12 protein-coding genes and 1 tRNA gene are annotated in these 13,481 nt (G+C 63.0%); 4 read left to right on the top strand and 9 right to left on the bottom strand.

Annotation, left to right across the window (positions count from 1 at the left end; translation table 11 throughout):
• Positions 1-145 precede the first annotated feature (145 nt).
• The gene (locus tag CO671_RS14160; protein ID WP_097606444.1) at positions 146-439 is read left to right on the top strand and encodes a helix-turn-helix domain-containing protein; all 294 of its coding nucleotides are present in this window, start codon (positions 146-148) and stop codon (positions 437-439) included.
• A gap of 151 nt (positions 440-590) precedes the next feature.
• Here CO671_RS14160 and CO671_RS14155 read toward each other — a convergent pair whose 3' ends face one another.
• On the bottom strand, positions 591-803 hold the full coding sequence (locus CO671_RS14155) for a hypothetical protein (RefSeq protein WP_097606443.1): 213 nt from the start codon (positions 801-803) through the stop codon (positions 591-593).
• A 186-nt stretch (positions 804-989) separates the two neighbouring features.
• Here CO671_RS14155 and CO671_RS14150 point away from each other — a divergent pair, with 186 nt between their 5' ends.
• Complete coding sequence (locus CO671_RS14150; protein WP_010028831.1) at positions 990-1,229, top strand: DUF982 domain-containing protein; 240 nt, start codon at positions 990-992, stop codon at positions 1,227-1,229.
• A 32-nt stretch (positions 1,230-1,261) separates the two neighbouring features.
• Here the strand turns inward: CO671_RS14150 and CO671_RS14145 are convergent, their stop codons facing one another.
• Entirely contained in the window at positions 1,262-1,480 is a 219-nt protein-coding gene (locus CO671_RS14145; protein ID WP_097606442.1) for a hypothetical protein, read from the bottom strand.
• A 549-nt stretch (positions 1,481-2,029) separates the two neighbouring features.
• Between CO671_RS14145 and CO671_RS14140 the strand changes: the two genes are divergently transcribed.
• Complete coding sequence (locus tag CO671_RS14140) at positions 2,030-2,662, top strand: class I SAM-dependent methyltransferase (protein WP_097606441.1); 633 nt, start codon at positions 2,030-2,032, stop codon at positions 2,660-2,662.
• A gap of 82 nt (positions 2,663-2,744) precedes the next feature.
• On the opposite strand, the gene CO671_RS14135 is transcribed toward CO671_RS14140, so the two are convergent.
• The 7 genes from CO671_RS14135 to bcsN form a co-directional block, all read right to left on the bottom strand.
• A tRNA-Pro gene (locus CO671_RS14135) sits at positions 2,745-2,821 on the bottom strand.
• A 100-nt stretch (positions 2,822-2,921) separates the two neighbouring features.
• Positions 2,922-3,590: an HAD family hydrolase gene (locus CO671_RS14130; protein ID WP_097606440.1), complete on the bottom strand. Its 669-nt coding sequence runs from the start codon at positions 3,588-3,590 to the stop codon at positions 2,922-2,924.
• A 66-nt stretch (positions 3,591-3,656) separates the two neighbouring features.
• Positions 3,657-5,984 carry a cellulose synthase gene (locus CO671_RS14125; RefSeq protein ID WP_097606439.1) on the bottom strand — a complete coding sequence of 776 codons (2,328 nt, stop codon included), beginning with the start codon at positions 5,982-5,984 and terminating at the stop codon, positions 3,657-3,659.
• Entirely contained in the window at positions 5,981-7,027 is a 1,047-nt protein-coding gene (locus CO671_RS14120) for a glycosyl hydrolase family 8 (RefSeq protein WP_097606438.1), read from the bottom strand. Before CO671_RS14120 ends, CO671_RS14125 begins: the two co-directional genes overlap by 4 nt.
• Positions 7,024-9,474 carry a cellulose biosynthesis cyclic di-GMP-binding regulatory protein BcsB gene (locus CO671_RS14115; RefSeq protein ID WP_097606437.1) on the bottom strand — a complete coding sequence of 817 codons (2,451 nt, stop codon included), beginning with the start codon at positions 9,472-9,474 and terminating at the stop codon, positions 7,024-7,026. The genes CO671_RS14120 and CO671_RS14115 overlap by 4 nt, the downstream gene beginning before the upstream one ends.
• Positions 9,471-11,663 carry a UDP-forming cellulose synthase catalytic subunit gene (gene bcsA, locus CO671_RS14110; RefSeq protein ID WP_097606524.1) on the bottom strand — a complete coding sequence of 731 codons (2,193 nt, stop codon included), beginning with the start codon at positions 11,661-11,663 and terminating at the stop codon, positions 9,471-9,473. The genes CO671_RS14115 and bcsA overlap by 4 nt, the downstream gene beginning before the upstream one ends.
• Before the next feature lie 166 nt (positions 11,664-11,829).
• On the bottom strand, positions 11,830-12,810 hold the full coding sequence (gene bcsN / locus CO671_RS14105) for a cellulose biosynthesis protein BcsN (protein WP_097606436.1): 981 nt from the start codon (positions 12,808-12,810) through the stop codon (positions 11,830-11,832).
• A 320-nt stretch (positions 12,811-13,130) separates the two neighbouring features.
• Here bcsN and CO671_RS14100 point away from each other — a divergent pair, with 320 nt between their 5' ends.
• Positions 13,131-13,445, top strand: a complete 315-nt coding sequence (locus CO671_RS14100) for a DUF1236 domain-containing protein (RefSeq protein ID WP_010031115.1) — start codon at positions 13,131-13,133, stop codon at positions 13,443-13,445.
• Positions 13,446-13,481: the final 36 nt, after the last annotated feature.

Genomic DNA, 13,481 nt, shown 5'->3' with positions numbered 1-13,481 from the left:
GGCAGTAGGCAGTGGGTAGCGGATAGCCATCTCGAAAAATCCGAGACAACCGTCTGCACATGCCGGGAACATGGCTTCCCGCGGTCAACTCGCAATCACCGCCGGGACACTTGCGAAGCGCTGCGAATGCGCTAGATTTTCCGCCATGATAACAGCAACGCAGATACGCGGCGCGCGCGCCATGATCGGAATGAGCATCGAAGAGCTCGCCGCCGCAAGCGGCCTGCCGGTCGAGACAGTGACGGCGTTGGAAAAGGGCGAATTTGCGGGCGAGCCGCATGCGCTGTTCGACGTGCGCAGCACGCTCGAGGCGCACGGCATCATCTTCCTGTCGAGCGGCAATCAGGATGAAGGCGGCCCCGGCATCCGGCTGCGGGCACGCACGTCAAGCGATGACGGCATCCGGCCGGAAAATCTCAACGCCGCCAATGACGATTGACAGAACAAAACCATCGCCCTGCCCTAAGGCGCGTCGCGATCTTTCAGATTCGCTCCTTGCGCTTAGCTCTTTGGTTTTACGCCTGTCGTTGGCGCAAAACCGCGGCACGCTTTTGCGCGATATGCTTTAAATCAAGCACGAAACTCGAGTGTCAGAGATAGGTCTTGGCAAGGTCGGCGAGTTTGCCGGCGTCTCTCACACCCTGCCTGTAAAGCTGAATGATGACCGCACCGATCCGCTCGGCCTCCGGCGCCGTCCTGACAAGTCCGCGTTCGACACAGACCTTGTCCAGCACTTGCGAAAGCAGATCGAGATCTTCCGAAAAGAGCGGTAAATCATGCGGATGAATTGATGACCGTAACATCACGCCGCACTTCCCTCCGAGGGCAAACGCCGTCACGCTTGCATCGCCGGACGCCCTCCGCAACCGGCTATAAACTGATTATGCGCGTGGCTCAGAACTTTAGCAACTGCGCAAATTCCTGTGGAACGATATTTTGTCCCGCGCGTTAAAGCCGGGTTTTGCAGTAGGAATCAGCGAGTCCGAATCTTGAGTGAAAAACGCTTTCCCTCCCCCGTCCGAGTCCATTCTCCAACCAGCAGTCTGATCGTTTCCACCGTCTGGGACGCCGTCGAATACCTGAAACGATGGCCGGGTAAACGCGGGCGGGATTATCGCATCGCCCTACAGCACTGCCTTGACGCGCTGGACGGGCTGCGCAGCCCGCGCGCGGCGCAGGCTTCCTTCGTCACGGCGGCGAAAACGGCAGGCTTGCTGGTGAGAAAATAGCGAAACGGCACAGCCTTCCGGCGGCTTCGTGCTCATCTGCTGTGGCCACCAACGGCCATGATCTGCGGGTGCATGGAGCCTTCCAGGATCACCTTGGCGGTCATCTCGACCACCCGCTCCTCGGCGAGTTCGGCAAGCGCCAGAGCAACGTCGCCCTCCGGCCAGCCGGCCTTGACCGCCTCGTCCGACAGAGCCTGGAACGCGCTGGCAAGAGCCTGCCTGCAAGTTAGATTCTGGTTCATATCCGGCATGGGCTCGCACCAGGCTATCTGTGACAAGGATCATGCTAATCTACACGGGTTTAGGAAATTTGCGAAGCGGTTTGAGATTTTTCAAGCAAAAAACCGAAACACTTGTCGCAAAATCGTGTATAGCCTTAACAAGAAAACAACTATATACCCACCCGGCCAATTGATTCCCAAAACAGCCAGATGAATTATTTGCAATCACTCCATTTAAGGACGCATTTGCTCGCGGCATTTACTTTAAATAGCCAAAACCGAAGCCGACAGATTGGCCGTTTATTCCGCCGCAATCCCACGGATCCGGATTTCGGTCGTTTTCAGCACCTTCTCGGCACCCTGTCAATCGGCTTCGGGGAGTCTCTGGTCCGCGCGTCACCATCCCTCGCAATGTGATGAAGAGGGCGTTAAGAACGCCGGCCGATCTGTATCGGACCGTCAATCGACTGCCGGCGCGAACGCCTCAGGCGTTAATCACCGTAATACCACAACGGCACCACACTCCCGTCAAACTCAGCCGTACCATTGTCTCGGCGGGCCACTTTTTCAGGAGGTGAAATGTCTATCGAACTGGACGCTACTACCTATGTCCACGCCAAGCCGGCGACCGCTCATTCCTATATCTTGCCGACTGTCGTCGATGTTCTTGAAAACAGTTTCCACGAGGCAAACGAAACAGCGGTCTTCGACCTCGGTTGCGGCACCGGCGGGGCTGCCTCCTTGCTGGCGGAGAAAGGCTATGATGTCGTCGGCGTCGATCCGTCGGAGGACGGCATCGCCAAGGCGAAAGCGGTCCATCCCGATCTTCCGCTGGAAATCGGCTCGGGATACGAAGATCTTTCCAGCCGCTACGGGACCTTCGATGCGGTCATCAGCCTGGAGGTCGTGGAGCATGTATACGACCCCAAGGCTTTCACGGCGACCATGTACGATCTGGTAAAACCGGGCGGCATCGCCGTCGTCTCGACGCCTTTTCACGGTTACTGGAAAAATCTGGCGCTCGCCGTGAGCGGAAAGATGGATGACCATTTCATGCCGCTGAAGGATCACGGTCATATCAAATTCTGGTCGCCGGAAACGCTCAGCACGCTGTTGCACGAAACCGGTTTCGAAGACGTCGACTTCGAATATGTCGGGAGGATTCCGCTCCTGGCGAAATCGATGATCGCAATCGCGCAGAAACCGCACTGACGGCCGACGTTCTCTCTTGCGGCCGCGCCCGCGGCGCTCACCTCTAAAACTGATATTCTGACTGGGATTTCAAGGGGATAAATGGTCGGGGCGACTGGACTCGAACCAGCGACCCCTTGACCCCCAGTCAAGTGCGCTACCGGGCTGCGCTACGCCCCGACCTGCCGAAACGGCTTGCTTCGTTTAGTTTTTCGGCGCGTGCAATGCAAGCGGAAAAAACCTGCCGCCCACAAAAAGGAAGCAGTTCGGCTGACAACAATCAGATCGCGGCGATCTTCAGCCGGCCTTCGGCGGTCTGGCGGGGCTGCCACGCCTGATAGTTGGCAATCGAAAAATGCGGGGTTTCGAAGGGCGTGGCGTGAGTTTCGGTGATGACGGTGACGTGGGCGCCAGCCGCCTCGCCGGCGAGGATGCCGGCGACGGCATCTTCAAAGACCAGGCATCTGGCGGGATCGACACCGAGGCGGCTGGCGCCGAGCAGATAACCTTCGGGGCTGGGCTTGCCGGATTTGACCTCTCCACCGCTGACCATGACCTTCGGCATCGGGATGCCGGCGGCAGCCATGCGGCGCCTGGCGAGCTCGATCGGCGCCGAGGTGACGATCGCCCATCGGTCTTCGGGAATGGCATTCAGGAAGCGAACGGCGTCCGGGATCTCGACGATGCCGGACACATCCTCCATCTCCTCTTCCAGCAACAGATCCGCCTCGTGGGCCGGATCGACGCCCGGCAGGCCGAGCCCGCGGATCACGTCGGAGGCACGGATGCCGTGGATCGTCTTCAGGAAGACTTCCGGCTCGAGACCATGGCGCCTCGCCCATTCGCTCCAGACGCGTTCGACGACGGCTATGGAATTCAGCAGCGTCCCATCCATATCGAAGAGGAAGGCGTCATAGGCGCGGTCGAGGACGTCATGAAGTGCGGGCACGGGGTGTTCCTTGCGGGCGCGAGCGGGTAGGCAGGCGAGTAGCGGAGAGTGGCGGCGGCGTCAATGTCAGTCGTTGACGTCGGGATGGGTGATCTTCCGCAGATCGGCGAGGCCGCGGGTGGCATCCCGGTTGCCGGTCGCAGCGGCCGCTTCAAAGATGCGGCCCGCATCATCGTACATTTTCAGATTGAGATAGCTGTAGCCGCGCAGAACCATCAGATCGATGCGCTCCTGCTGCAGCTGGGCGCGCTGATCGAGATAGATGAGGGTCTCGCGATAACGGCCGGCGTCGAAGGCCTGCAGCGCACGATCAGCGAGGATCGCCACCTGCAGTTCGGCAGCGCGCTGGCGGCTTTGCGGCGCCTTGGTTGCCGCGACGGCGGCATTGCTGGAAAGACCGGCGCGCAGATAGGCAAGGCTCTGGCCATAGGCCGCGTCTTCGCGGATCTTGCGGACCGGGCTCTGCAAAGCCGTCTCGAAGGCCGGGATCGCTTCCATCGGCCGGTTGATCTCCATCAGGCACCAGCCGCGCGACAGCGCCTCGGACGGCCCGAGTTGTCCGGCGTCGATGGTCGTCGAGCAGCCCTGCGCCCGGCGCGGACCGCGCTCAACCGCCACCGTCTGCATCGCCGGCCTTGCGACGCGAACGGAGACTTCCGGCTCCGGCTGCGTTGAAGCAGCCGGTGGCTGCGGCGGCTCTGCAGCCTGAGCCGGCTGCTGCGGGGCAAGCGGCGGCTTTGCCGGCTGCGCGCCGGCATTCGACACCCGCGTGTCTTCAAGATTGGCGATGCGTGCCGACCGGCCGGCCCAGGCGCGCTGGAGGTCGAGCACGCCCTTGCGGTCGTTCAGCTGCTCCCGGGTGACGGCAAGGCCATAGGCGGACGGTTCGTCGTCCGGTTTCCAGGCAAGCGCGGTTTCGAACCAGCGCGCGGCGGTCTGGAACTGGTTGAGAGAGCGTGCATACCAGCCGAACTGCTGCGCCGTCGGCACATATTTGCGGGCGATGACTTCGGCGGCGACGCGGTGCAACACCTCTTCGGTGAGATCGGCGGGCGGCTGCAGCGCCATCAGATTGGCGGTTGCGGCAAGATAGGTCGATGTCGCATCGTCGGAATCGGCGCGCCAGCGGAACATCACGTCCTCGGCCTCCTGAGGCGCCCTGCGTGCGATCAGCGCCAGCGCCAAGCCTTGCGAAGCGACGGCCGTTTCCTCCTTGGCTCGGGCGGCGCGAAACCACGTCTCGGCATCGGCAGGGTTGTTGCGGCGAAGCTGGTACCAGCCGAGCAGCAGCGCATCGGAGGCGAGACCTTCGCTTTCGGCCAGCTTTTCGAGGCGGGCGATGTAACTGGGCGCAATGGCAAGCCTCGGATCCTCATTGCTCTCGGCCACGAAGCGTCGGGCGAGATTGTCGCGGATCGCGTCAAATTCCCTGCCGCCGTCGGCAGCGGGCTTCTCCAGCGCCAGCAGCGCCTGCATGGGCTGATAGTCAAGCAGCGCCGAGGCCTTTTCGACCGTCGCCCGCCGTTCGGCCGGATCGCCGCAATTCTTCAGTATATAGGCATAGGCATCCTGGCCACGCTGTGACCGCTCCGTGCGAACGAAGGCTTCGGCGACGCGCCAGAGAACATCGACCTCGCTGCAGGTCAGCAGGCTTGGCGTCGCGGCGCCAATATCGACCACAGTCGCATATTGCTTGAGATCCGACGCGTTGATGAGACGGGCGCGGGCTTCGGCGACATCAAGCCGATCGAGCAGATCGGTCGGCGGCTGCCAGCCGGCATCGGCGGCCTGCCGGTCGGCGATCGCCTTGCGTAGCTCCGCATAGCGTCCATCGGAATAGAGCTTCCACATGGCTTCGAGCTGCTTGTCGCCGTTTTGCGGCACGGCGAGCGGATCGGCCGGCGGAACCCAGTTCGGATAAAGCGCCTGCAAGCGGGAGATTTCAGCCTGCAGGCGTACTTTGTCGCCGCGGCTGGCAAAATAGCGAAGCGCGCTTTCATCGACGTCAGGCTGCGGCGGCGCTGCCGCCTGTTGCGGCGCCGGCGGCTCGGTGACGATCGCCAGAGGGACCGGCGCCGGTTCACCGGCTGTCCGAGGCGCCTCAGATTGCGGTGCTGCAGGCGGCTCTTTTGCGGCGTTCGGCTCAGGCGTGTCCGGTGCGGGTGGTTGCGGAGAGGTGATCGCCTCAATCTTGTCGGCGACGGCCTCGGCATTGAAGTCGGCATTGCCGGCAGGAGCGTCGGACGGCTTGATGCGGCCCATCATCATCAGCTCCGGCGCCGGCTTGACGGCGGGGATGCCGAACCTTTCCTGCAGGGTGGCGCGATCCTTCAGCCCGGTGACGAGGGTCGCCACCACGGCTGCCGCTGAAATCGCCACGAGAGAAGATTTCACAGACACTCCGGATGCTTCTCCCCAATATAAGCCAGCCCCAGCAGTTGAAGCGTGGACGGATAATAGAGTGCGGGCGCAAATTGCAGGGCGGAGACCGGCAGCTTGGTCCCGTCGACTACACAGGCCACAACATCGTTAACAATTCTATAACCGGGGTCGGACAAGACGGTCTTCGGCCGGCCGGTGGTCAGATCGATGGTGGCTGGAATGCCATCCTGCGACATGCCCTTTTGCAGGCGGGTCAGCAGCGCCTTGTCTGTGATGCCGCCGCGCGCGAGATAGAGCGGAATGCGAAGGGCGTTATAGGCGAATTCGGCGTCGAAACCCTCCGCCGGCCGCGGCGGGCCGCTAAGGCTGACCCATTCGGCAGGAAGCTTGCGCGGACCGAACTGCATCGTCTTCAACAATGCCACGCCATCATCCGACAATTCTTTCCAGGCATCCGACGGGGCAAGTGCGGCCATCACCGGAATTGCCTCATAGATCCAGTAGGAGGGGTTGATGACGGGGCCGTCCTTGCGGTCAACGGCGGTAAAACCTTCGCTGCCCGGCAGCAGCAGCATTTGGCCGGCCGAGCGCGCGACTGTTTTGGCGAGCAGCGCCTGGGCCATGCGGGAGGCGGCCAGGATGTAGTCGTTGCGGTTCCACGCAGTGCCGGCAAGCGCCAGCGCATAGGCGATCAGCATGTCGCCATCCGTGGCATTGTTGGTGTCCGTCACGTGCGGTTTGACGTTCGGATCCCATTTCCACACGGCCAGGCCATCGTCGCGCAACAGCAGTTCGGTGCGGGTGAAATACCAGATCTGCTCGAAATCGGCGGGGCTTGCCGAGAGATAGGCGAGCAGCATGCCATAGCCCTGCCCCTCGCTGTGGCTGATATTGCCGTTGCCGTTATCGATGATGCGGCCGCTCGGATCGAGAAACTTCGCCTTATAGGCGGACCACGCATCGGCATTGATCATCGCCTGCTGCGCGGCGGCCGGCGGGCTTGCGGGGGCGAACATGGCCGTCGCCGCAACGAGGAGCACGCGCCACAGCCTCATTTCGACCGGCCCAGATTTTTCAGCATGCGCGAGGTGCTGATGCCGATCAGCAGCACGAAGGCAACGAGCAGGAAGGCATAGGAGAGAATATTCGTCGACAGCCAGTTGGCGGCGATCAAACGATAGTTGGAGACCGACCAGGGTGTGGAGGGCACGAAATCGAAGCGGGTGACGGGCACCGTCTCGATCTTGGCCGTCTTGCTCGAATAGGTGGTGATGTGGCCCGATATCTGCGGCCAGTTCATCTGCACGGTCAGGACCTCCAGTCCCTCGCGCAGATCTTTCGCCGAGGGCGCCGTCACCACTGTCCACGCGCCGGCGCCCGCGGGGCTGGAGCCCTGGGCAACCAGCAGCGTGGCCATATTTGGCGGCGTGAATATCTCTTCGGCGCCGGGGATGAATTGCAGCGAACTGCGCGTAATGTCGAAATTGCGCCCGACCCATTCGCGGAAGGCGGTGATCTGTCCGCGCAACAGACCGCCGCTGACCTTGGAGTTCCATTCCTCGAAGGCCGTGCCGGTATCGACGACGCCGGGCTGCGCGTCGACCACGGGACGCCACGAGGCCTGGCTCGCCGTGGAGACATTGGTCTGCGACAGCGCGGTCGCCGGCATCTGCGAGATCGAGCCGATGAAGATGGCGTCGCGATCGCCGATCGTATTCGGCGAGGCCACGCTCTCGACGGCGATCGGATGGCCGGCCATGATCGCCATCTGCCCGAGCAGGGTGGCGGCGGCCGACAGCGTGTCGGCGTCGATACGATCGATGAAGAGCGGCGTCGGCTCGGCGGCCCGACCATAGGGATAGGCAGTGCCGGCCATGGCGGCCAGGTTCGGAAGCTGACCGACGCGGGCAAAATCCGGGATATGCAATTCGGAGGTATCGAACAGGGCAAAGCGCGCATTCGCATCGGCGCTGCTGCCCGGCGCGCAGGCGGCATCGCCCTTCGTCATCAGGATCGCCTCGATTGCCACCGTATTGAGACCCGGCTTGAAGTGACGCATCGTCACCCGGATCGGCAGATGGCGCAGAATGCCGCCTGTCGTCGAGGTGAGCGGCACTGTGGAGGCGATGTTGTCGTTGACGTAGATATCGATGTGGCTGCCCGGCTGAACCTTATCGGTATAGGCGGCGTCGAGCAGCACCTTCGCCTCGCCATAGGCATTGGCATAAAAATCCGCCGGCACGCCGACATTGAAGCTAGTCCGGAACCGGCGACCGGAGAATTCGGTGGTTTTTACGCCGAGCTGGGACAGGGGAATGCTGGTATCGGAAAAGATCAGCGGCGCGTTCGGTGCGCTCCAGCGTTCGGTGGTCAGCACATCGCGGCGGACATCGGCGGGCCTGTCCACCGGCGAGACGATGGTATCGATCGCCGAGGAGACCGCCTGCCAGGAAGGACCGCTGATCAGAAGCACGGGCGAGCCGCTGCGCGGATCGGTAACGAAAGCGGCGAGCGGCGCACTTTCGGCGCCGGGCGGCAGGCCGGGAAAGAGCGGCCGCAGCTCCGCGGCGGTGCCGACGAGCACGCCGAGCCTGCCGGGACCGGCGGCCGGAAGCGAGGCAGTGCTGAAGGCGAATATCTGGTTCGGCATGCTGCTCAGCACCGACAGGCCCTGCGCCAGCCGCAGCAGCGGCTCGGTGGTTCCCGGCTGCTCCAGCGCCGGGACGACGATATCGAACGCGGTCCTGCCGGCGCCGTCGACGCCGATGGCGCGAATTGCGTCGGCGCTCGAGAGTTCCGCGGCCTTCCTGCCGGCGAAGCTCAGATAGGTTCCGGCCGGATCGATGTTCGACCAGAGTTCATAAGTGGATTGAATGCTGCAATCGGTGCGATGGCGCTGATCGGCCTGGAAGGTGACGACGTTGGCGCCCGGCTGCAGCAGACCGGAGGGAACCTCGAATGTGACGGCTGATGGGGCGTCCGGCGAGCCGACGCGCTGCTGGCCGATCGGGCGATTGTTGAGATAGACGGTCAGCGCCGAGGCCTCGGGCGCGACGACGATCGAATTCTGATAGGCGAAGGTGAAACTTGCCTTGGCCGCCGCCTGCTCGGGCGTCAGATAGACGGACCATGAGCGGCGGTCGTATTCGCCGCCGAGGCCGAATTTCGAAAACGGCACAAGATAATGCCTGATCTCGCGGGGGCTCGGCTGCGAAGCGGCATTTGCTGCCGCGCCAGGCTGGGGCGCCGGCGCCGGCTGCCGCTGGACAATGATCGGCGCAGGAACGGGCGCCGGCGCTGCCGGCGTCGCCGGTGCGGGTGTTACCGAAACTGCAGGCGTGACGGGCACCGGTGCTGCCACCGGCGGAGCGGGCGGCGTCGGCCTCGGGGCGACGGACGCGCCGGGCGGCCGCTCGCCGGACATGTCGAAGGGCGCCGTCTGCGCCTGGGCGAAGGCGGAAGCGTTCAGCAGGAGAAGCGAAGCGGCGACGATGCTTTTCATCCGGCACTGACCTTTGCCGCCTGCTGCTGTGCCTCCCGCTCCGGCCGCATGCTGCGGAAGAGGTAAACGAGGCCGCGGCTGGTTTGATAAAGCGACAGGCCGAGGAACCAGATGGTGCCGCGGATCAGGCCCGGATTGCGGCGGCGCGAGGTCTGGAATTCGGTCCACTGGCCGGAATTGGCGAACATCAGGTCGGCGATCAGGCGGTGGTCGAGGGCACTTTTCGGCACATACTGGCAACCGACATTGCTGATATCGCCCGACGGCTCGATGTTGCGGACGATAAGCGGCAGGGTTTCCAGCTCGGCGCCGCTATAGGGCCGGAAGCGCATTTCCGCAGGTGCGCCGATGATCATCTCATCAAGCTGTTTGTTGAAGATGTGAAGCCTCGCCCCATGGACGGAAACGTCCTCGATCGAGGCCGCATACCATTTGCCGTTGGCGCCGAATTCGCAGCGCCGGTTGACGCGGACGCGGCGGGACAGGGCGCGCTCGCCGCGTTCCGACACGACGCCCAGCGCGCAGCCGGCCATGATCAGATTGATGACATTCCACCCGCCGACGACGAGCGTGACGTCGGCCTTATAGGGTTCGGCATAAATTCTGTAGAAGGTGATGACGAGCGCGATGATCTGCACCGCAAAGATAACGAAGAACGGGCGGCTGATCTCCGACAGGCGGCTGACGGCAATCGATTCGTCCTTGGCGGTGACCTTGAAGGTCGGCTTCCTCGGATTGAGCATGACGGAGACGACCGCCGGCAGCAGATGCACCGTCTGGACATATTCGTAGAGTTCGGAAATCCACGGCCAGCGGAACGACCCGTAGAGGTAGTTCTGCATCATCAGGTTCACCAGCATATAGGCAAACGTGTAGGCCAGGAACTCGCCGCCGGAGGCGGTGAAGATCTCCAGATCGAAGAACAGGTAGAAGAGTGGCGCAAACAGAAAGATCGTGCGCGGGAACGGGAAGAGCCAGAAAAGCGTCGAGGACATGTAGCAAAGGCGCTGCGGGATCGACAGTCCGCGTTTGAGCAGCGGGAAGCGGAAACGCAGGATCTGCATCATGCCCTGCGCCCAGCGGCTGCGCTGGCCGATGAAGCTTGCGAAGGTGGCCGGCTGCAGGCCGGCGATCAGCGGCTTGTCGACATAGATGCTGTTCCAGCCGCTGCCATGCAGCGCTAAGGCCGTCTCGCAATCCTCGGTGATGCTGATGCCGGAAAAGCCGTTCTGCGATTCGAGCGCCCTGCGGCTCAGCACCGCGGCCGAACCGCAGAAGAAGGCGGCGTTCCATTTGTCCAGGCCGCGCTGGATGATGCCGTAGAACATCTCGTTCTCGCTCGGCATCTTGTCGAACGTGCGCAGGTTGCGCTCCAACGGATCCGGATTGATGAAGAAGTGCGGGGTCTGGACGAGGAAGAGCTTCGGATCGTCTTCGAAATAACCGACAGTCTCGAGCAGGAAGTCGCGGGCCGGCGCGTGGTCCGCATCGAAGACGGCGATGAGTTCGCCGGTCGAATGTTTCATGCCGTTGTTGAGATTGCCCGCCTTGGCATGCTCGTTGCGGTCACGCGTGAGATAGGTGACGTCAAGATCCTGGCAAAGCTGCTTTAGTTCGACGTGCCGGGCCGCCGCCGCCTGGGCCTCGAGCAACTTGCCGGAATTGCGTTTCTGCAGGGTGCCGCCATCGTCGAGCAGCCAGACATGCAGCTTATCGGCCGGATAGTCCATGGCCTTGGCGGCAGCCAGCGTGTTTCCGAGAAGGCCGGAATCCTCGTTGTAGGAGGGCACGAAGACATCGACATGGGGCAGACGCCCGGGATTGGCGGCGCGCGAAGGGCGCGGCGGCAGCGGTGTGGCGACGATGAAAAGGCTGAGCGCCAGCATCGCCACGCTATACATTTCGGCAAGGTAGAGCAGCAGGCCGGGAATGAAATTCTCGGGCTGGTTCACCGGCGGCAAGGTGTTGGTGGTGCGCCAATAGACGTAGCGCAGCACGATCGACGTGCCGAAAGCGAGCGCCACCAGGCGCCACGTCCCCTCGCCCTTCAGGATCTTGATCAGCGCCATCACCGTGACAACCGTGATGCTGGTGATGAGCTGGGTCTGCAGGTTAACCGGCAGGGTTATCAGCACGATCATGCAGAGCGAAACCAGGGCCCATATGAAGACGCTGCGGGCTTTGCGCATCGACGTTCCTTCGAAATTCTCCGCCGAGGCATCGTCCGACACCCGGGCACCCTCGCTGGAACAGAATGATTTAGGCCAGCTCGGCCTAAATCCGAATCCTGTTCTAAATTAAAGAGTTAAAGCATGATGCCGCCCGAAAACCGCTCCCGCTTTTCGGCATCATGCTCTATCTCCGGCAGACGGCCGTCATGGCCGCGTCGCCTATGCAGTCCGGTGAGGGCACGGTGACGCCGATCGCCCTTGCCGATTGTACCAACGGTGCGCCGGCCGCCTCCGGCGCCGCGCTCGTCTGTGGCGCCTCGCCCGGCAGCGGCACCCGCGGGCCGATGGGCGCCGGCAGCGGTGCGGCGCCTTGCGCCGGCTGCCCGCTCGGGGCGCTGCGAAGCGGAGCTGTCCGCGGCAGGCGGACGACGGCAGGCGCCGGCTCATAACCGATCGGCATCGGGCTGGCGCGATATCCGCCCTCGTCGGGATAGATCGGATCGCCGGTACGCCCGAGCGCCGCATCGGCCGGCGGCGGGGCGCCATAGGGGTTCCAGATCACGCCGTCGAAGGTGCCCGATATGGTGTAGCCGTAGACGATGCCGAGCAGCTGGCGCTCGGATGCGCGCGCATCGCATAGCCGCAGACGCAGCTGGATCATGCCGAAATTGCGGGCCTGGGTATTCGCGGCCGTGCTCGAGCGGATCTGTTGCCAGGCAAAGATGCAGGCGTCGCCGGCGCGGCTTCGGCCTGAGGCATAGCCGAATGGGCCATAAGCGTTCTGCAGGAAGGTCGCCGAGGTCGCCATCGGCACGCCGGGGACCGCGTGGGCCATTTCGCGGGCAATAGCGCTCTCGTTGATCATGCTGAAGCCGGCATTGCCCGTTCCGGGATTGGCCCCGGACGCGCCGAAAAACTGGATCTTCAGAAAATTCTGGCCGGGCACCGCGGAGGACGTGAACAGCGAGACCGACTGTTCGACACCATTGCCACGCTTGCGCTCGACGACGCTGACGATCGACGGGCCACCCGGCGGCGGCAGAACCAGCGCCTTTTCAGGCGCCACCGTCTCCGGCCCGGAAGGCTGCCGCACACCGCCGGTCGACGTGCAGCCGGCCATCATGCCCGCCACTGCCACCAGCGATATCGTCTTCCGCAAGCGCATGTCTCGAGCCGCCGCAATCGTCTTTCCAGATATCCATTCGCAAACCGAAACGCGACGGACCTTCGAATCAACGACCACCCGGCCGTTCACCCGACATAAGCCGCCGACATGGTTAATGAAGTGTAAAGAGCCCGCCCCTGATGCCACCGGAAGACTCGCACTGAACATGATTCGGACAGCTCAACCGTATGGTGCACAAAGTCGTTTAGCAACAAACAATCGGCATGCCCGCCCCCCCGCCAAGGCGGCAGGCCAGGGCGGAACTATGCTGCATGGCCGACGTTGCCTTGATGTCCAGGGTTTAAAAAGGAGAACATCCCATGCGCAAGATCATGTTGGCTACGGCCGCCATGCTGACCATCTGCTCGGCCGCCTTCGCGCAGAGCACCGTCGTCATCACCGATCCCGCACCAACCGGCTCTGTCGTCCTGCCCGGCGAGGTGCGCACTTATGTCATGGAGCAAAACACGCCATCGGTCGTCTATGATGGTGAGATCACGGTTGGCGCGACGCTGCCGGACACCGTCGAAATCCATACCGTGCCCAATGTCGACGGCTATGGCTACACGGTCATCAACGAACGTCGCGTCATCGTCGAGCCGAAGACGCACCGCGTGATTCAGGTTCTTGAATAAGGTGATCGGGAGGCTGGAGACGCGCGTCGCGCGCGA

It is taken from the genome of Rhizobium sp. M10, assembly GCF_002531955.1.
Taxonomy (GTDB): Bacteria; Pseudomonadota; Alphaproteobacteria; order Rhizobiales; family Rhizobiaceae; genus Rhizobium; species Rhizobium etli_C.
This window is presented reverse-complemented; position numbering and strand designations above follow the sequence as displayed.